The organism is Mucilaginibacter robiniae, from assembly GCF_012849215.1.
Lineage (GTDB): Bacteria > Bacteroidota > Bacteroidia > Sphingobacteriales > Sphingobacteriaceae > Mucilaginibacter > Mucilaginibacter robiniae.
On sequence record NZ_CP051682.1, the window covers coordinates 3496236 to 3513405 of the forward strand.

Sequence of the window (17170 nt, forward strand, 5' to 3'; positions counted from 1 at the left end):
GCGTTGAAGTAGTAAATTGCTTGCACAACTACTTATTATGTCGTTCAACTGGAAACATCAGATAATAACTATACTGCTCCTGCTGAGTGCTTGCGGCACTTTTGCACAATCGGCCGAAGGAGTTTATGATAAATACGTGGATTTTAACTTGGCCCGCTTTGAAGGTCGCACTAAAGATGCTTTTAAACTGGCTGCCGACATTAATGGCCATACCGAAGATTTACCTGACAAAAGCCGTATAGCTTTTTACAACAGTTTGGCTAAGTTATATGAGGATGACGACCAGTTTGACAAAGCTTTGCCTTTGTACGAGAAAGTGGCCGTTGCTGTACCTGACTATTATGTAGCACATCGCGCTTTAGGTTATTTGTATGTGCGCAAAGCAGATGTGGCTTTCGGTAATTTCCCGGCGTATAAACAGTGGGTAGAAAAAGCTTTGCCTCATTTAGAAAAGGCACAAGCCTGCGACCCCAGCGACGAAACGCTGATCCTAATTAAATCGCTTTACTTGAAAACTAAAAACACCACCCCTTTAACTACGCTAGATACCCGTTTAAAACAGTTAAGTAAAAGTTGTTTGGACGTTTTGAGTGATAATTAATCATTTTTAAAAATGCCTTAGATGTTTAAGTAATAAAGAAGCCCGTAATTTGATAAGAAATTACGGGCTTTAAAATTATAAAATTCAGCAAGTAACTAACCAATGTCAGTAATAACAGTAATCTTGTTGTGGGAAAAGGTAAAAATGGATTTTCCATTTAGCTGCAAATCCGTTCCCTTTTGTAGGCCAGCGGGTAAGTCGACAGCTAAAATGCCATTGTAACTAATTGAACAAGTAGTTTGATCACCTTCGTGCTGAAAGGTAGTAACAGTTTGTTGCCTGCTTTGAAACAACTGCATAGCCTGCTTAGCTTGTGCTTCAAATGCGGTACGACCATCAAGAACCATATTAACTTCGTTACCGGCTATGTTTTTAAACTGAACCTTGTCATTCAAATCTTTTAGCATACCATCTACATCAAAGCTATTATAGGCATTGATATAACTTTGAATCAAATGTTCCTTTTCTGCTGTCGTCATACCAATATCCTTTTGCGAATTAGACGTGTGTGTCAATTGTAAATCCGGCTTTTTTAAAATCCTGCCAGAAAGCAGGGTAGGATTTCTCTACTACCTGAGCATCTTCAATCTCCACTTGTGGAATTACCAACGCCAGCGGGGCAAAAGCCATAGCCATTCGGTGGTCTTCGTAAGTTTGAATGGTAATATGGTCTGGAATAAATTTCTGACTGCAGTTTAGTTTATAAACCTGGCCTTTTTCAACCAGTTCTACCCCCATTTTAGCCAACTCATTTTGTAAAGCTTTAATGCGGTCAGTTTCTTTAATCTTTAAGGTTTCCAACCCGGTAAACGTAGCTTCATGACCTAAGGCGGCACATACAACAATAAGTGTTTGAGCCAAATCAGGGCATGACTTCAAATCAAATATTTTGCGAACTATTGGTTTAGGCTCTTTTTTCAGGTACACGCCACCATCTTTGAACTGTGAAGTAATGCCAAAGTTGGCCATTAGTTCAGTAATTACGCTATCGCCCTGCAAACTGTAGGAGGTAAGACCTGGTAAAAACAATTCTGCTTCATCGGCCAGTGCTGCTACGGCATACCAATAGGAAGCTGCGCTCCAATCAGGTTCTACCCAAATACTGGTTTCACGAAAATCTTGAGGTGCTATACTAATGATGTTATCTGTCCAGGTATGTTGTATGCCTGCTTGCTGTAACATGCTAAGCGTCATTTCTATATAGGGGCGTGAAGTAAGCTCCCCATCAATATGCAGTTGCAAGCCATTGGCCAAACGGCTGGCAACCAACAATAGGGCTGTTATATATTGGCTACTAATGTCGCCTTTAATGGTAATTTGATTAGTTTGCTGTGTAAAACCACCTTTGATGTGTAAGGGAGGATAGCCTTCTTTCTCAGCATAGGTAATATCAGCACCTAATTGTCGTAAAGCATCTACCAAAATACCTATGGGGCGTTGTTTCATTCGCTCAGTGCCGGTGAGAAGAACTTCTCCCGGTTGCAAAGCAAAGTAAGCTGTTAAAAAACGCATAGCCGTACCCGCCGGACCAATGTTTACTTCGGTTGCTTGTTGCGTATTTTGAGTTATTGTGGATAAAGCTAACGCATTGTTTACAGGTTCTTGATTCTTGATTTTTGACTCTTGATTCTCATTTACAAGCTGGCTTCTTAATATACCGGCCAGTGTTACGGCATCAGCTGCATCCGAAATGTTATCTACTTTAACTTTGCCTTGGCTTAGGGCTTCAATAACCAATGCCCGGTTACATTCGCTTTTGGAGCCGGTAAGTTGAATGGTAGCTTTTACCGTTTTATTCGGACGGCTAACCGTAATGTTTTTTGACATGAGTTATTGATACAAACAATAATAATGTTCTGTAAAATATAAGGAGTTTAAACATCCTTTGTTCGTGTTTGAAATACTCCGAACAAAGGATGTTTAAGATTGATGTTGCTATAGCTAATTACACAATTATGCCCGTATCAAACCTAAGTTTAAGGTTATTTATCTAAAATGGTTCTTGTGTTTTGCAACAACGTAGTGAAAAGTACTAAGCGTGAGTTAAGCTTTCTTTAACTGGAGCACCACCTTGACTTTTATTCATAATTTCAGTTTGCTTGCGGATAGATTCTGCATGGATCAGTTCCAACAACTTCTCGGTAAAGTCAGTACCTAAACCTAAAGCTTTGGCATAGTTGGTACGGTTTTGCAAAATTTCGTCCCAACGGTTTACCTGTAAAATGGTAATGCCATTTTCTTTTTTGTAGTTACCAATCTGTTCTACAATCTGCATACGCTCAGCCATTTTCTGGATAACCAAGTCATCAATTTTGTCAATCTTGCTACGCAGTTCGGCTAATTTATCTTTTATTTCGGTGTTAGCAACTTCAGGCTTGCGCAAGGTTAAACGTTCCATCAGGTCGTTTAATGCAGATGGAGTTACCTGTTGTTTGGCATCGGTCCAAGCTACTGATGGGTCAATGTGCGATTCAATCATTAAGCCTTGCATATCCAAATCCAAAGCTTTTTGAGCTACGTATGAAATCAGGTCACGATTACCTGAAATATGGCTTGGGTCATTAATAATAGGCAACTCAGGTGCATGGGTTTTCAGGTTGATAGCTAAATCCCACATAGGTTCGTTACGGAAAGCCGTTTTTTCGAATGAAGAAAAACCACGGTGAATAGCAGCCAGCTTGGTAATACCTGCATTGTTAATACGTTCCAGTGCTCCAATCCATAAAGATAAATCAGGATTTACCGGGTTTTTAACCATTACCGGAATATCTACACCTTTTAAAGCATCAGCAATTTCCTGAACGGTAAATGGGTTAACGGTTGAGCGGGCACCTACCCAAAAAATATCCACACCAGCTTTCAGCGCTTCTTCGACGTGTTTACCAGTAGCTACTTCAACAGCAGTAGGTAAACCAGTTTCTGCTTTAGCACGTTTTAACCATTCCAGGCCAATACTGCCAATACCTTCAAATTCGCCGGGACGAGTGCGGGGTTTCCAGATGCCAGCACGCAGGGCTGTTACGCGGCCGGTTTTAGCCAGCAGGTGAGCCGTAGCTACTAACTGTTCTTCAGTTTCGGCACTGCAAGGACCGGCAATTAACAAAGGCTCTTTTTTAGTAGTTATCCAAGAGCTTAGGGGCTGTATTTTCAGGTCAAGTTTCATATCGTTATTTTAATTTGGAGGTGTTGGGGGGAAAATTAATTTATAAGTGTTTAATATCTGATTAATGGTTGTTTTGCATTGATTTTTTATCCTTTATAGCTAATGGAGTTATGGATTTACTATTTCTTCCACATACCGTTCATATTCGCCTAGTATGTTGAAGTTTTGAGTGTATTTTAATATTTGGCGGATAGCCCGGTCATATTGTTGAGGTTGTTGCCATTCTACATCTACATAAAAGTTGTATTCGTTGCGGCGGCCCAATACTGGCATAGATTGTATTTTGCTCATATTAATTTCCTGCTCAGCCAGTATATTGAGTACTTGAGCCAGGGAGCCAACTTCATTACTCACCTGAAAGCATAATGAAGCTTTGTTAGCCTTCACCTGACGGGCATTTTCATGGCTGGTAAGCACCAGGAAACGAGTAAAGTTCTTTTTGTTGGATTCAATGCGTCGCTCTTTAACTTCCAGATTGTAAAGTTTGGCAGCCAGCGCATTGGCAATAGCGGCAGTATCGGTTAATTGTTCGTCGTGCACACGTTTGGCGCAGGCTGCGGTGTCATTACTCTCCACTACTTTCAACTGTGGATATTCGTCAATAAAGTCAACGCATTGGCGCAAAGCAATAGGATGCGATATTACGAATTTAATGTCTTCAAACTTTACTCCCGGAAGCGTTAAAAAGTGCAGTTGAATGGGTAGATAAACTTCGCCAACAATAGGGAAGTTATAGCTCATAAGCAGGGAGTAATTAGGCAATATGCTACCGGCAATGTTGTTTTCAATAGCCATTACTACATAATCAGCCTGCTTGTTTTTCAGGGCCTCAAAGGTTTGCTTAAACGAGTTACATTCTATAGTCTGAATGTCAGAACCAAAATACTTGAACGCCGCCTCTTCATGAAAAGAGGCGCGGATGCCTTGTATGGCCACCCTGGGCTTTGCTGTTTCCATAGTGCTGTTAAACGAAAAAAGTCCCGGCTATTGGGCCGGGACTTTTTCGTGTTTTATATGTCTTTGTTATGGCATATCAGTCCCGGCTCTTACTGCTAAAGTAAAAGTAATAGAAACCAAAACCGTATGCGCTGTTAAATTTCATTGTTAAATCGCTGGCGGTAAATCTACGAGTTAAAAGTGTTTTGTCAAGAGAAAAGTTAAAATTATTTAAAGTAGTGGGAAATATTCTTTTTTATAAGTGATTTCTACTCCCGGGAACTTATTAATTAAGCTATAGATGTCAATAACCATTGCAGAAAGCTTTATAACTATGTTATTCTTGAAAATTATATGATATACAGATGTAGTCCGGGTGGTTTTGTTGGCTGAATTACTACCACCCATACTGTGTACTTCAATATTTACAATGTCAGATTTCAGATAAGTAACCATGTTATATGCAATCCCATATTTAAATTCGTTTTTTCCTCGTGATAGCTGTAAGCAAACATTTTTCGATTTTAAATAGTGATTTACAATATTCTGGCAAAACTTAAAAGCAAGATAAATGATTGGTACAAGTAATATGATCGCGTAAGCAGAGAACTGTAATGCAAGCTTTGATATTACCAGTACATAAATAATAAACACTAGAATTAAGCCCCATTGTAACAAGAAAGTACGTGTGCTAAAATAGTACCGAAAATATTGTGTAACAAAATGACTGCTTTCGCCAATACTTACTAGGTGTTTTTCAAAGAGTGTTTCCAAGTTAGCACCAGTATAAAATTTACTTACTATATCGCAAGCGCTTTGTAAATTTGGGGCATGATATTCAAAAACCTGATGATACTGGTTAAGTAAATACAAGCAAAATTTATTGTTAAAGAATAGGCCTACTTTCAAGTATTCGCCAGTCTGATTTTTAACAGTAACAGAGGGGCCGGTGGCTTGTATGTCAGTTAATGATCTTTGCTGGTCCCAAGGGAAATCACGAATGAGTTGCATGGTTTCTTCAAGATAGCGCGATTTTTCTTCACAAAACTCACCTTTCTCAAAGTTCTTGTACTGTAGTTTTGATATCAGCTGAGTCATTTAAACAAATGAGAAGTTTAAGTTATCTTAACATGGTACTTATAGCCTGGCATAATAATTCAAGCTGTCGCACAGCTCTTCTTCAGTACAAATATGGTCAATGCTGCATTCGCCTATTTTACTAAGCAAGGTGCAGTTTATTTTTCCTGCTTCGTTCTTTTTATCGGTCTTCATTAAATCATGCAGTACGGCATGGCATGATTCTTCCAACGGGTATTTGGGGTATAAATTGGTTAGTACCGCAGTAATTTCATCTAATTCACCTTTACTTAAACCGGCTTTTTGATGTGATAACCAAGCTTCGCATACCATGCCAATTACTACAGCTTCGCCGTGCGTTAAATACTGTTCGTCATTATTTAAGGAGTAAGTTTCAATCGCATGACCTATAGTATGGCCAAAGTTCAGGCATTTACGATAACCTTTCTCTAAAGGATCAGTTACAACTACGTTGTTTTTAATAGCAACAGATTGATAAATCAGCTTGGCTTCTGGTAAGCCTAAGTCGTCGCCTTTGCCTTTCAGTTCGTTCCAGTAGCTGGCATCGGCTATCAGGCCATGCTTCAACATTTCGGCATAACCAGAAAGAATTTGGCGGATAGGTAGCGTATGTAAAAAGCTATGCTCAATAAACACCGCTTTGGGCGAAGTGAATGTGCCGATGATATTTTTTAAATTATCAAAATCAATCCCGGTTTTGCCGCCAACAGAAGCATCAACCTGCGAGAGTAGGGTAGTAGGTACTTGCACAAAATCAATTCCACGTTTAAAGGTAGAAGCTGCAAATCCGCCCATATCACCAATTACACCACCACCCAAATTAATTAATAAGCTATGGCGGTCGGCACCAAAATCAATCAGCATTTTCCATATACCGGCACAAAAATCAATGGTTTTGCTTTCTTCACCGGCATTTACCTCAATAATATCATACTGATGGTTTAAGTGTACAAGCTTATCTTGCAGCAAAGGCAAGCAGTGTTTCTCGGTGTGCTCGTCTGTCAAAATAAAAAAGCGGGAGTAATTGCCTTTTTCTACAAAATTAACAAGTTGATTTAACGTGTCAGTAAAATATACAGGGTAATCTATGCTGTTAATTGTATTCATATCTTAAATAACCACAATTTTTTTGGACTGGTATTCTACCGTGTCGCCCTTTTTAACCTTTAAACGTTTGCGATAATCAATTTGGTTGTTGTATTTAACCTTTCCTTCGATTACTGCTATTTGAGCTTCGCCGCCTGTTTGTACCAGCCCGGTAGCTTTAAGTAGCTGTATTAATAAAATATAATCGCCGTTTACTTCAAATTTAATCATGGTTGCCCGCAAAATTAAACTATTCCGTTTATAACTGAGTTATATGCTTATCATTTTCTAATTTTGCTACATGCCCGTAAATGAAAGAAACGCTTCTGCACCTGTCAAAGCAAATTTATCTTTTGAAGATACTGAAATAGCATTCCGCCATGCCTCCAACATTGATTTAAAACGCGCTTATTGGCTTTTTAAAGTAATTAATAATAACTTCTTAGTAAAAATTGGTCCTGGTATAACCAATTTTGCTATGAGACTAGGCTTACCTATTAAAGGTTTAATTAAGGCTACCATATTTAAACAGTTTTGCGGTGGCGAAACTATTGCTGAATGTGATGCGACTATCAAAAACCTGCATTCGGGTGGCGTAGGTACCATTCTAGATTATTCAGTAGAAGGGGAGGACGATGAGCAGGTATTTGACTTCACTCGTGATGAAATTATACGTACGATTGAACGCGCAACTGGTGATCCTGCCATACCCATTACGGTATTTAAAGTGACTGGTGTAGGTCGGTTCGGCTTACTGGAAAAACTGGATGCCGGAACCACTTTAACTGCTGCTGAGCAACAAGAATGGCAAAAAGTACAAGACCGTGTATTAGCTATTTGCGAAAAAGCCTATAAAGCTGGCATTCCGGTTATGATTGATGCTGAAGAAAGCTGGGTTCAGGATACTTTAGATACGCTGGCATTGGATATGATGCAACGCTTTAACCGCGAAAAAGCAATTGTATATAACACTTACCAGATTTACCGTCATGATAAACTGACTTCTTTAAAATCTGATTTTGAAGTAGCGCAAAGCGGTGGATTCTTACTGGGAGCAAAGCTGGTACGTGGCGCCTACATGGAAAAAGAACGTCGCCGGGCTGCCAACCAAGGTTACCCATCGCCTATACAACCTGATAAACTATCAAGTGATCGTGATTATAATGAGAGTTTGCGCTTTTGCGTAGCACATATCGATCGTATCGCTTTGGTAGCTGGCACACACAATGAAGCCAGTTGCCGGTTGCTGGCCGATTTACTTAACCAGTTGAATATACCACACAATCATCCGCACATCTATTTTTCACAATTGTTAGGGATGAGCGATAATTTGAGCTTTAACCTGGCTAATGCAGGTTACAATGTGGTTAAGTATGTGCCTTACGGACCAGTGAAAGCCGTATTGCCATATCTTTTCCGCCGTGCACAAGAAAATACAGCTATTGCTGGTCAGATGAGCCGCGAATTAAGTTTAATTCTGAAAGAGAAAAAGCGCAGAAAAATCTAATTAATACTAAATAATTAACAGCTCGGGATGTTGCACCACCTACATGGTTAAAAGTAGATGGCGCAACATCCCGTTTTTATATCAAGTGTTCGCGTTCAGCAAAAGCCTGAATGGTATCAGGGGCAGTCATCAAAAAAGTTTGAAGGCCCAGTTCCTTAGCCGTAGCCAAGTGTTGTGGGCTATCATCAATAAACAAAGTTTCAACTGAGTTAAGGTTGTTCTCGTTTAAAACTAATTCAAAAATTCCTTTTTCGGGCTTGCGTTTGCCAGTGAAATGAGAATAATACACTTTCTCAAACAAGTGGTTGTTGCTTTCGAAATTGAATTTTTCTTTCAGATACTGCATAATGAAATTGTAATGAATCTCATTGATATTACTTAACAGGAAAGTGCGGTATTTGTCTTTAAGTTTTAGAAGTAACTCATGGTTGCCTTCAGCTATACCTACTAAAATACTGTTCCAAGCAGCATCAATCTGTTCATCGGTTAAATGCGGATTGCCAGCTTTTTCGCGTATGCGACTACGGAATTCAGCAGCTGTGATTTGTCCGCGGTCAAAAGCATCGAAAATAGCATCTTGTTGCCGGTGTCCATAAAAAGTTTCCACATCCGGAATGCCCAATGCCTCCAAGGATTGCTGCACACGAGCAAAATCAATGCTAAAGATTACGTTACCGTAATCGAAAATAATATTTTTAATGTTCAACATATAACTGCAAATATGTAAAATACAGCAAGAAGCATGAAAAATTACAGCGTTCTGTTAAGTAAGGTTTTATTCATCAAATTTCTGATTTACTTATAAGGAATACGTTTTGCTTAGTAATTCGAAAGTTCTTTTTTCCTTAATGGCATCTTGCAAGCACAATTTAATCATGCTATAAATTTGTTTATGATAAACGCCCTTAGCTAGTGTAAGTAAAACCTTAAATTGAGCTATTTCAAGTTGCTCAATGGTTAATAGATGGTTAATTATTATGTAATCTAATTGATAGGTGTTTAATTCACCAACATTGCTAAATAAATAATCCCTAACGTTGAGCGAACCCAGCAAAGGCTTTGGTCTGAAATTGCTTTCATATTTTAGGTATTTAAAAATAAAATCTATTCGCAGCAACTGTGCATCTAAGTGTAAGCCTGTGCTTAAAATAGCTTGCTTCAAACCTTGATAAGATGCTCTTTTTACCAGTTCTGGAATAAGACGTACTAAATGAGTCTTCATGTTATATACGTCTGATAAGCTACTTACAAATAGTGCATTTATCTCTGTTTTAGATAGTATAGGGCGCTCAGTAGAGTGAGTGCTTGGAGGGAGTGGCTGATTTTCCATGGGTAGATTGGGTAGTTAAACACAAGAATAACGAGGAAGATTTATTATAGTAGTGTGTAATGAAATAGCTAAGATAACTTTCAGTATAGTATACTTTTTTTATACCAAATTGTAACATAAGCTTCACCTGTTTGTTCTTATATTACATATCAAAAAGTTGTAATATCCTGTTTGTTTTGTTCCGTAAAGTTGTACCATAGCGTTTGTGCAGTTGTTGTAGAGAGTTAATTTATTATAGCAATAAACAACAAATATTGAATTTATAATTATATTTATAGTTAAAAAAAAGATAAAGCTATTCGTTTCGTTACCCTATCATTTTTAAATACATTTTTCAATCTTATTTTATAATGAAAGCGGATGACATAGAACCTGTAAAATTAGAAAGCAAACGTAGTTTAATGGTAAAGCATGTTTTACTGCGGCATTTGAACACAGCTTACTTTTGTAAAATACACATAGCAGCCTTTTTATTACAGATTCAGCATAAAGCTCAATTAGAGGAACTGCAAGAGGTTATTGAAAGTTATAGAGTAGCATTGAACAAAAAAATCAAGCAGCTGGAAGAATTATTTACATTCTTGAATGAACATCCCAATGAAACCGTCGCTGCTGGTATGAAGTCTATGACGATGGAAGCTTTATTTGCTATCATTAAGCAATCGGGCGTGCAGTTTGAAAAAGAGTTAACTATATTAAACTATCTACAATTGGTAAATGCTATTGATGTTACACATGTGAGAATATTGAACAAAATGGCCAAAGCTATAGGGATCCCGAAAGTTTATCTGCTGGGAACATTGTCTGAAAGCAAAGCCAATGTTGAATCGCTTGAAAAGCTAACCCAAAAGTATCTCACAAATTAAGGCAAATTTGAATGGTATAATTATGGAATACCATAAACAGCCAAGGGTAAAAGTCTTTTTTATTATTTATAATTACATTTTTCAGTTAGTAAATTTTTTTTACTTTTGCAGCATAATCCTGACACCGCTGTAATTATTTTGAAAGAGAATAAATTTTGGTAAGTGTACAAGGAGTCATGAAAACCGCGCCTATAGCTCAGTCGGTTAGAGTAGAAGACTCATAATCTTTTGGTCCCTGGTTCGAGCCCAGGTGGGCGCACCCAGATGGGCAAGGCTGAATCCTCAGTTCTTGCCCATCTTTTTTTATCCCTTAACCTACTGGAAATCATATAGGTAAACTCTGCAATCTCGTTTATTCTCGTGGTTCGATGTTGGTGCCCGTCAAAATGCAGTTTTTCCGGGTACATCGAACCAACAATAGCCCTTTTAGTCTCACTATCAGCATTTTGATATAAAATACGGATATTTGAAATTACAGCTACAGCCTTCGGAATAAGCTCATCTATTTTAACAGGGTTCTCAGCGTATTCAGTGAGTTTTGCCTCTAATCTGTTTAAGATAACCTCGGTTTCCTTTTTGATTAAGGCATAATCTTCAGGATCGATTTTTGAAGAAAGCATCAATTCCCTTGCCTTACGTAACCTGCCATTCTGTTCATCAATTTGATCAAGGATACTCTTTCTTTCATTTTTAGTGCCGCTGGTCGCCTGGTTTAACAAATCCAGCATCACTTTTGTACACAGTTCGCTTAATTCAGGCGCAAGCACATATTTATCCAGTTCTTTTATAAATGCTTCGTTTACTTCGTCCGCTTTATACCTACAACCGCACTGGCTCGAGCAATGATAGTAATAGTAGTACTGATTCCTTCCCTTCGAGGCACTCCCGGTCAGCGCCCTTGAGCATCGGGAACATAGTATGAAGCCCCTTAATGGGAGATCGTCCAGTGACATGATCTTAGTACCCGTCTTTCTTTTCCGTCCTTCTAAAGCGTCCTGTACATCATCATAAAGACTTTGGGATATTATTGGCTCATGTTGTCCCTTTACCAAGTAGCTTTCCTCATTTTTATACTTAGGAATCGTTATCATCCCATAATACACGGGGTTACGAATGGCAATCAGGAAGTTATTCTTACCACATTTTAGTCCTTTTTGCCTGGCAACCTTCCAAATTTGCTCAGTCGAGAATTCACCGGTAGCCAGCTTTTCAAAACACCATTTTAGGATAGTACATTCCGGTTCTTTCAAAGCAATGTATTTTCGTCCGTTCTCTGCCGTTTTGTTCACATATCCAACCGGTGCGGAGGCCATCCAGCGACCTTCCTTTCTAGCACGACGCATACCATGGAAAACGTTTAGTGCCCTGCGGTCATTTTCCACCTCGGGAGCCGCCAAATAAATCGCCAGCATCATTTTGTTCTCAGGAATACTGAGATCAAGAGGCTGTTCGATAGCCTGCGGTTCTACGCCCAAGAGATTAAGTACGTTCATCATTTGATACGCATCCCCTGCGTTTCTGCTGAACCTGTCCCATTTGGTAAAAAGAACAAGGTTTGTGTGCCTACCTTTGGTCTTTTTTAGATCTGTCAGGAGTTCCTGCCACCGCGGACGCTGAAAAGTTTTTGCTGAGTGGTCTTCAAAGATAACCCTGCGGATGGTAATCTTGCTGATTTCACAGTACCTGCGCAAAATTTCTTCCTGATTGCGCTGTGAATACCCTTTATCTGCTTGTTCATCAGTACTTACTCTTATATATAAATCCGCAGTTTTCATGTTTTGATGATTTAATTCGTGTCTTTGTTGGTTTGCTGTGATTTTTCTGAATGCTAAGATTCAATGCTTCGCTATCCTTAAGTAACTGATCTACAGTTAATTTACCTAAAAAATATAAAAAATCCAAAAGTTTTTCGGCTTCTTCTTTAGTAACTTGGCAGCCATGTTTTTCGAGTAGTTCAATAGCTTGCTGTGGAGTGACACTCCTTTTTTCGGATGGTCCGACCTTCATGAGCTTCGGTGCTGGAAGGTAAAGTCTGACCGGTAAGCGCTGCTCTTTCGTAACCACTTCAAAAGGGCATACCGGCGAATAAGCGGGCTTCACTGCGCTGCGTTCGGGAACTGCCGAACAGCGATGCCATTTTAGCGCTTAAACAACCAAGTAGCCCGAAGCAGCGGAGGTGTCAAGGGTGGTGCGGCCAAAAAAACAAACGCAGTGCACTATTCACTTGCCCTTTACTCCTGCGCTGCGGTGCTAACTTCGTGCCTGCGCTGAAAGGCAAGAGTAGTTATAGTTGTCCTGAATTGCTATTACCTATGCGTGTAAAATATAAGCGGTGGTTATAGGAAATGTCACCCAATACGCTTTGGCTGTTTAAGGGAAAATTTTGCTCAAGGACAAAACCTATTATAAAGCACACTAAAATAAAACCGGTGGTTATAGAAAATGTCACTTACGCCACAACCAGTAGCGGATGCGTCTGAACATTCGGGCGATCCACCTATCCAGCGGGTATTCCTGCCGCCGGTAGGTCCGAATACCGCTTATGACGAAGACGGTCACCATGATCCATTCCAGCATACCCATATCTCAAATTTAAGGGTCGTTACCCGGATTCAACCTAAGGGAAGCAGCTCTGTTAAGAGCGCAGCGAGTTTCAGGGCTGCACATCGCGGTTAAACAAGGCTGGTCGCGTAATGAAATATAGCGCGGCAACGCGTGATGCAATGCAGCGGCCTGCCTTGTTTAACCCAGCGTTCAGCTAGTGAGGTACCGGCTGACCTCGTTGTAATGGTAGAGACTTAATTTACCTGTACCCGCGCTGCCGTTGAGGACGTAGACCGGGAATCGACCGGCTAAGTCATCAAGGAACATTCCATGAAATTGTGCAAAATGTGTCTTTAATACCGTTAGCCGATTATGCCGGGCATACATCCAGTTCAGCCAGTCATCCGCCTCTGTTGATTGCATCAGGTAATGGCATCCGGTTTCCAGGTCTACCGTAAACAGTTCCGGCTTATGGTTAAATTTGGTCTCCCTGCCGTTAATGCTCAGCGCCGCGCTAAGGCTAAGATGGGCCCTTTGAACTTTTAACACGAAGTGCAGCACCGGACGGTGTGCCGAAAACCGGCACGGTGAGAGAAAGCTTTTGTTTAATGCATCGATCCTGCCCTTTTTGTAAATTATCCTATAAGGGTTAAACACGCAGGTATAAGGCTCAACCATTAGCATGGGCAAAGCCTTTTCCCATAACAGCAACATCACACCTTTTATGGCATCGGGACTGCTTGCGCATTGAGATACCAACCACCGCATCTCGGCGGCTATGTCCAGCAGGCAGAGCTGGTTAGCGCTGATCTCAGGTAGATCATTATCTTCTCCCGAATCAGTGATTTCCGCATAGGATTGCAGGGACAGGTTATCTACCGTGGTTTGTGCACGGCAGGCAAACAGTACCGGCAGCTGCCCCGAGCCGGCAGGTGTCCTGCCATAACCGATGCAAAAGACCAACACGGTACGGTTACCCCGCATGGGGTGCGGGTCCTGTAAGGGCGTACCGGGTTGCTGATGTACCAGCGGGAAGCTGTTCAATTCTTTGACCGGCCTGAACAGGTGCCCGAATGGATGCTTTGGCTTTGCAGCTATATAGTTCTTAGCTACCTGTATAGCTAAATATCGATGTTGCACCTGATCATTGATATCGTACCCCGGCCAGTACCAGGGAGACAGGTCCAAAATATGGCTCCAGGTGAGATTGTACAAACCGATGTAGGCATGCAGGCACAGCTTTTCTCCCGGCATCCCGCAGGTGCAGGCCACGTGCAGCGCATCCGGTTCCGCATGCAGGTGCAGCGTTGCCTTTACCCCGCTATTTAACTGAACGCCTACGGTGACGATGCCATGGGCGTAACCCACGTAGTCTACCTGGTTGCCATAGTAAAGCTTTCGACCCTTTGGGGCGGTGTAATGTGCCGCCAGCATGGACCGCCTTAGTTTAAGGTGACCCGGTTCCAGCGGAATCAGGTAAAAGAATGTATCCGAAGGCAGGGTAACAGGAAGTTTTTTCTTTTTAACCGGCATGGGGCATTGGGGTGTTAAGTTGAGTTGTCAAGTTAATAGCAGTCTCAGCTTCTTCGGCCTCCTTACCGTACAGTACGAGGCGTTGCAGGCTCAATTCTTCAGTGACTTCCAGCAGTTCTCTGACACGGTTAAGCAGGATCTCCACATCGGCGGCACTGACTACATACTTATCGTCATACCGCGCATCGCTGTAGCTATCCCTCAAGAGCTTAAACAGCCGCAGGTCCTCCTTTGTCTTTCTTGGCAGGGCGTAATCCGGCTGGTCTGAGAAAATCAGGCAGTGATCCATTAGGCGGCTGAGGTTATGCATCTCCGTGCGGTAGCCGGTAAACACCCGGATCAGCGCGTTGCAGGCATGTTCCACGGCCTGATGCAGCATAAAGACGCAAATGCCGTAATGCTGCGACTCGAAGCTGCAAGCGGCAGCTTCCCGGAAGCCCAAAGCCAAACCGTAATGGTGATGATACTTGGTTTCCGCCCTTGCAAGGGTGGTCAATGGGTTGATGTGGTGGTAAGACAGATCAAGGCGCAGTCCTGAGCGGGAATACAACTGCATTCCGTACTGGCAGGCGGTGGCGAAAAACCGGCTGCCCTGGTTAACCGCCTTGGTGACGGACTCCAGCCCATGCACGGCAAGGGTAAGATGGCAATCCGGGAAATGGCTGTCCGCAAAGTCCTGTACCTGGTGTTCCATGCGCTGGGTCTGCGTGGTGATCATCAGCAGGTAATACCGGGCGTAGCTTTGATCGCTCGGGGGAATAAAGCAGCTGGTCATGACCTTGCGCTGCTCTGCGCAGCCGAAACAGATGATATACTGCGTGTCGAACTTTTCTACCAGGGCGGTAACGACTTTTTCCAGCGTCCTGTAGTGGCTGGCGGGGAGGGTGATGGCATGTGTTTGCATAATGATTCAACTTTGAGTACTCAAAGTTGAAGGACGGCTACATTGTACCGTACCAAATGCACTTGTGCTTTACAAAGCGGTGCTTGTTTCGTACCTTTACCATAAGCAATACATTTGAGCTATGGCAGAGACATTACACATCGGACGTAAGATCGCAAGGATACGGGAGCTGAAGGGAATTAAGCAGGAAGCTCTGGCAATTGACCTCAATATTTCCCAACAAACTGTTTCCAACTTTGAAAAAAGTGAAAAAATCGAAGATGAGGTCTTAAATAAGATTGCTAAGGCTTTAGGTGTGGCTCCTGAGGCAATAAAAAACTTCAACGAGGAAGCAGTTATTAACTATTTCAACACTTTTAATGATAACAGTTTCACTAATGGCGCCTATAATGCTTTTAGCTGTAACTTCAATCCCATAGATAAATGGTTAGAAGTAATTGAGGAAAATAAAAGACTCTACAATGAAAAGGTTGAATTATTGGAACGCCTGTTAGCCAGCGAGCGTGAAAAGAACGAATTGCTTAGAAACAAGTAATAACTTTGGTGTCGATATATCAGTTTGCAGTAAAATCTAAATTTGTTTTTCAGTAATAACCTAAAAATTATTTTCTACGCCTTACTTCCTCTTTATGCATACATAAGACTCGATAAGCATTTTTGACACTAACTGATGTTTTAAAGAAAGAGTTGGCTAATTCTTTGAAATTAACATGATATGCTTCAATTACGTTGGACTGATTTGTATACCTAAGGGATGTTTCCAGTAAAGCTGAATTTAATTCAACTGGATGTAGAATGTGTTTGAAATCTTGAAGCGCTTGTATATTATCCCTGTTACGGTTTAAAGCAAGAAGTTTTTGAATATAAAAATCATTCATGATTTTGGGAGATAAATAGTTATCCTGATTTCTAAGATTAACTATTATCTCTTCTATTTCATTGAAATACTGACCTAAATAATATGGTATTACCTTACCATGTAATTCAATACGGATTTCTTCAACCAATTCACCAACTTTTCCAAGAGATTCATTTCTTAAACCGTTATAAAGACTATTCATTTCAATAAACTTTTGTACGTCAGAAAATGACTGTTCATGAAATTTATTGATGAATTCAAGAGCGGCCCAAAGGTTACTAAATGCTAAAGACTTATTGCGTTTATCTATTGGAAATATATTTTCTAATCCGCCAAAGCAAGCATCATAAAGATTTTCATAACCAATTTGTTGAAAAACTCCTACTGAAGAAATTGATTTAGGTTGAAATTCGAAAGTTCCGGTGTATTCAATAGTGATTTGTTCATGCAAATTAATGTAAGCGACTGCTTGCTTATTTAGTCCTCTCATTAAACTCAAAGCATTAATTCTTAACAACTCTCTGTAATTACTTCTCTTGTTATAGGCTTTGATACCATTTAGAAATTCAGTTATTAAAATTCCAGATAAAAATGTGAGTATTGTTATTATAACAGCAGAGGCAGCATCGTTGCTTATGCCAAACTTTAAGTGTAAAAATTTTAAGAACTCAATCATCTTAAATAATAAATTTTAAGTTTAAAGAATCAATAGGTGTTCTTATATTTACGTTGAATAATGACGT

20 protein-coding genes and 1 tRNA gene are annotated in these 17170 nt (G+C 40.5%); 7 read left to right on the forward strand and 14 right to left on the reverse strand.

The genetic code is table 11. The features are described from left to right. The first annotated feature begins 37 nt into the window (after positions 1-37). Positions 38-601 carry a tetratricopeptide repeat protein gene (locus tag HH214_RS15430; protein WP_169609097.1) on the forward strand — a complete coding sequence of 188 codons (564 nt, stop codon included), beginning with the start codon at positions 38-40 and terminating at the stop codon, positions 599-601. 95 nt (positions 602-696) lie between these two features. Here HH214_RS15430 and HH214_RS15435 read toward each other — a convergent pair whose 3' ends face one another. From HH214_RS15435 to HH214_RS15465, 7 genes are all read right to left on the reverse strand, one after another. Beyond that, the gene (locus HH214_RS15435) at positions 697-1080 is read right to left on the reverse strand and encodes a nuclear transport factor 2 family protein (RefSeq protein ID WP_169609099.1); all 384 of its coding nucleotides are present in this window, start codon (positions 1078-1080) and stop codon (positions 697-699) included. Between the two features lie 19 nt (positions 1081-1099). Further along, complete coding sequence (aroA, locus tag HH214_RS15440; protein WP_169609100.1) at positions 1100-2428, reverse strand: 3-phosphoshikimate 1-carboxyvinyltransferase; 1329 nt, start codon at positions 2426-2428, stop codon at positions 1100-1102. Positions 2429-2633: 205 nt separating this feature from the next. After that, positions 2634-3764 carry a chorismate mutase gene (locus HH214_RS15445; RefSeq protein WP_169609102.1) on the reverse strand — a complete coding sequence of 377 codons (1131 nt, stop codon included), beginning with the start codon at positions 3762-3764 and terminating at the stop codon, positions 2634-2636. A 108-nt stretch (positions 3765-3872) separates the two neighbouring features. Next, complete coding sequence (locus tag HH214_RS15450) at positions 3873-4721, reverse strand: prephenate dehydratase (protein WP_169609104.1); 849 nt, start codon at positions 4719-4721, stop codon at positions 3873-3875. A 210-nt stretch (positions 4722-4931) separates the two neighbouring features. Continuing rightward, positions 4932-5798, reverse strand: a complete 867-nt coding sequence (locus tag HH214_RS15455; protein WP_169609106.1) for a hypothetical protein — start codon at positions 5796-5798, stop codon at positions 4932-4934. A 39-nt stretch (positions 5799-5837) separates the two neighbouring features. Continuing rightward, on the reverse strand, positions 5838-6905 hold the full coding sequence (gene aroB / locus HH214_RS15460; RefSeq protein WP_169609108.1) for a 3-dehydroquinate synthase: 1068 nt from the start codon (positions 6903-6905) through the stop codon (positions 5838-5840). A gap of 3 nt (positions 6906-6908) precedes the next feature. Further along, positions 6909-7115 (reverse strand): RNA-binding S4 domain-containing protein, encoded by a 207-nt coding sequence (locus tag HH214_RS15465; protein ID WP_169609110.1) that lies wholly within the window; start codon positions 7113-7115, stop codon positions 6909-6911. A 70-nt stretch (positions 7116-7185) separates the two neighbouring features. Between HH214_RS15465 and HH214_RS15470 the strand changes: the two genes are divergently transcribed. Next, the gene (locus HH214_RS15470; protein WP_169609112.1) at positions 7186-8391 is read left to right on the forward strand and encodes a proline dehydrogenase family protein; all 1206 of its coding nucleotides are present in this window, start codon (positions 7186-7188) and stop codon (positions 8389-8391) included. 76 nt (positions 8392-8467) lie between these two features. Here the strand turns inward: HH214_RS15470 and HH214_RS15475 are convergent, their stop codons facing one another. Both HH214_RS15475 and HH214_RS15480 read right to left on the reverse strand, forming a co-directional pair. Next, complete coding sequence (locus tag HH214_RS15475; RefSeq protein WP_169609114.1) at positions 8468-9100, reverse strand: HAD family hydrolase; 633 nt, start codon at positions 9098-9100, stop codon at positions 8468-8470. A 90-nt stretch (positions 9101-9190) separates the two neighbouring features. Beyond that, complete coding sequence (locus tag HH214_RS15480) at positions 9191-9721, reverse strand: DUF892 family protein (protein ID WP_169609116.1); 531 nt, start codon at positions 9719-9721, stop codon at positions 9191-9193. Positions 9722-10071: 350 nt separating this feature from the next. Between HH214_RS15480 and HH214_RS15485 the strand changes: the two genes are divergently transcribed. Continuing rightward, positions 10072-10587 carry a DUF892 family protein gene (locus HH214_RS15485; RefSeq protein ID WP_169609118.1) on the forward strand — a complete coding sequence of 172 codons (516 nt, stop codon included), beginning with the start codon at positions 10072-10074 and terminating at the stop codon, positions 10585-10587. 185 nt (positions 10588-10772) lie between these two features. Next, positions 10773-10846, forward strand: a tRNA-Ile gene (locus HH214_RS15490). Here HH214_RS15490 and HH214_RS15495 read toward each other — a convergent pair. After that, entirely contained in the window at positions 10806-12362 is a 1557-nt protein-coding gene (locus tag HH214_RS15495; RefSeq protein ID WP_169611176.1) for a recombinase family protein, read from the reverse strand. The two genes, HH214_RS15490 and HH214_RS15495, sit on opposite strands and share 41 nt — an antisense overlap. Next, a complete protein-coding gene (locus HH214_RS15500; protein WP_169605382.1) occupies positions 12325-12687 on the reverse strand; it encodes a hypothetical protein in 363 nt (120 codons plus the stop codon). Before HH214_RS15500 ends, HH214_RS15495 begins: the two co-directional genes overlap by 38 nt. A 342-nt stretch (positions 12688-13029) precedes the next feature. Here HH214_RS15500 and HH214_RS15505 point away from each other — a divergent pair, with 342 nt between their 5' ends. Further along, complete coding sequence (locus HH214_RS15505; protein ID WP_169609119.1) at positions 13030-13263, forward strand: hypothetical protein; 234 nt, start codon at positions 13030-13032, stop codon at positions 13261-13263. Between the two features lie 78 nt (positions 13264-13341). On the opposite strand, the gene HH214_RS15510 is transcribed toward HH214_RS15505, so the two are convergent. After that, a complete protein-coding gene (locus HH214_RS15510) occupies positions 13342-14319 on the reverse strand; it encodes a hypothetical protein (protein WP_169609121.1) in 978 nt (325 codons plus the stop codon). Between the two features lie 3 nt (positions 14320-14322). Between HH214_RS15510 and HH214_RS15515 the strand changes: the two genes are divergently transcribed. Further along, a complete protein-coding gene (locus HH214_RS15515) occupies positions 14323-14460 on the forward strand; it encodes a hypothetical protein (protein WP_169609123.1) in 138 nt (45 codons plus the stop codon). A gap of 193 nt (positions 14461-14653) precedes the next feature. Here the strand turns inward: HH214_RS15515 and HH214_RS15520 are convergent, their stop codons facing one another. Then, the gene (locus tag HH214_RS15520; RefSeq protein WP_169609125.1) at positions 14654-15568 is read right to left on the reverse strand and encodes a HEPN domain-containing protein; all 915 of its coding nucleotides are present in this window, start codon (positions 15566-15568) and stop codon (positions 14654-14656) included. A gap of 121 nt (positions 15569-15689) precedes the next feature. Between HH214_RS15520 and HH214_RS15525 the strand changes: the two genes are divergently transcribed. Next, a complete protein-coding gene (locus HH214_RS15525) occupies positions 15690-16103 on the forward strand; it encodes a helix-turn-helix domain-containing protein (RefSeq protein WP_169609127.1) in 414 nt (137 codons plus the stop codon). A 67-nt stretch (positions 16104-16170) separates the two neighbouring features. On the opposite strand, the gene HH214_RS15530 is transcribed toward HH214_RS15525, so the two are convergent. Next, positions 16171-17103, reverse strand: a complete 933-nt coding sequence (locus HH214_RS15530) for a hypothetical protein (protein WP_169609129.1) — start codon at positions 17101-17103, stop codon at positions 16171-16173. Positions 17104-17170: the final 67 nt, after the last annotated feature.

Coding starts and splice junctions, on each gene's coding strand:
- HH214_RS15430 (WP_169609097.1), top strand. CDS start 38: ATGTCGTTCAACTGGAAACATCAGATAATAACTATACTGCTCCTGCTG.
- HH214_RS15435 (WP_169609099.1), bottom strand. CDS start 1,080: ATGACGACAGCAGAAAAGGAACATTTGATTCAAAGTTATATCAATGCC.
- aroA (WP_169609100.1), bottom strand. CDS start 2,428: ATGTCAAAAAACATTACGGTTAGCCGTCCGAATAAAACGGTAAAAGCT.
- HH214_RS15445 (WP_169609102.1), bottom strand. CDS start 3,764: ATGAAACTTGACCTGAAAATACAGCCCCTAAGCTCTTGGATAACTACT.
- HH214_RS15450 (WP_169609104.1), bottom strand. CDS start 4,721: ATGGAAACAGCAAAGCCCAGGGTGGCCATACAAGGCATCCGCGCCTCT.
- HH214_RS15455 (WP_169609106.1), bottom strand. CDS start 5,798: ATGACTCAGCTGATATCAAAACTACAGTACAAGAACTTTGAGAAAGGT.
- aroB (WP_169609108.1), bottom strand. CDS start 6,905: ATGAATACAATTAACAGCATAGATTACCCTGTATATTTTACTGACACG.
- HH214_RS15465 (WP_169609110.1), bottom strand. CDS start 7,115: ATGATTAAATTTGAAGTAAACGGCGATTATATTTTATTAATACAGCTA.
- HH214_RS15470 (WP_169609112.1), top strand. CDS start 7,186: ATGCCCGTAAATGAAAGAAACGCTTCTGCACCTGTCAAAGCAAATTTA.
- HH214_RS15475 (WP_169609114.1), bottom strand. CDS start 9,100: ATGTTGAACATTAAAAATATTATTTTCGATTACGGTAACGTAATCTTT.
- HH214_RS15480 (WP_169609116.1), bottom strand. CDS start 9,721: ATGGAAAATCAGCCACTCCCTCCAAGCACTCACTCTACTGAGCGCCCT.
- HH214_RS15485 (WP_169609118.1), top strand. CDS start 10,072: ATGAAAGCGGATGACATAGAACCTGTAAAATTAGAAAGCAAACGTAGT.
- HH214_RS15495 (WP_169611176.1), bottom strand. CDS start 12,362: ATGAAAACTGCGGATTTATATATAAGAGTAAGTACTGATGAACAAGCA.
- HH214_RS15505 (WP_169609119.1), top strand. CDS start 13,030: ATGTCACTTACGCCACAACCAGTAGCGGATGCGTCTGAACATTCGGGC.
- HH214_RS15515 (WP_169609123.1), top strand. CDS start 14,323: ATGGCTCCAGGTGAGATTGTACAAACCGATGTAGGCATGCAGGCACAG.
- HH214_RS15520 (WP_169609125.1), bottom strand. CDS start 15,568: ATGCAAACACATGCCATCACCCTCCCCGCCAGCCACTACAGGACGCTG.
- HH214_RS15525 (WP_169609127.1), top strand. CDS start 15,690: ATGGCAGAGACATTACACATCGGACGTAAGATCGCAAGGATACGGGAG.
- HH214_RS15530 (WP_169609129.1), bottom strand. CDS start 17,103: ATGATTGAGTTCTTAAAATTTTTACACTTAAAGTTTGGCATAAGCAAC.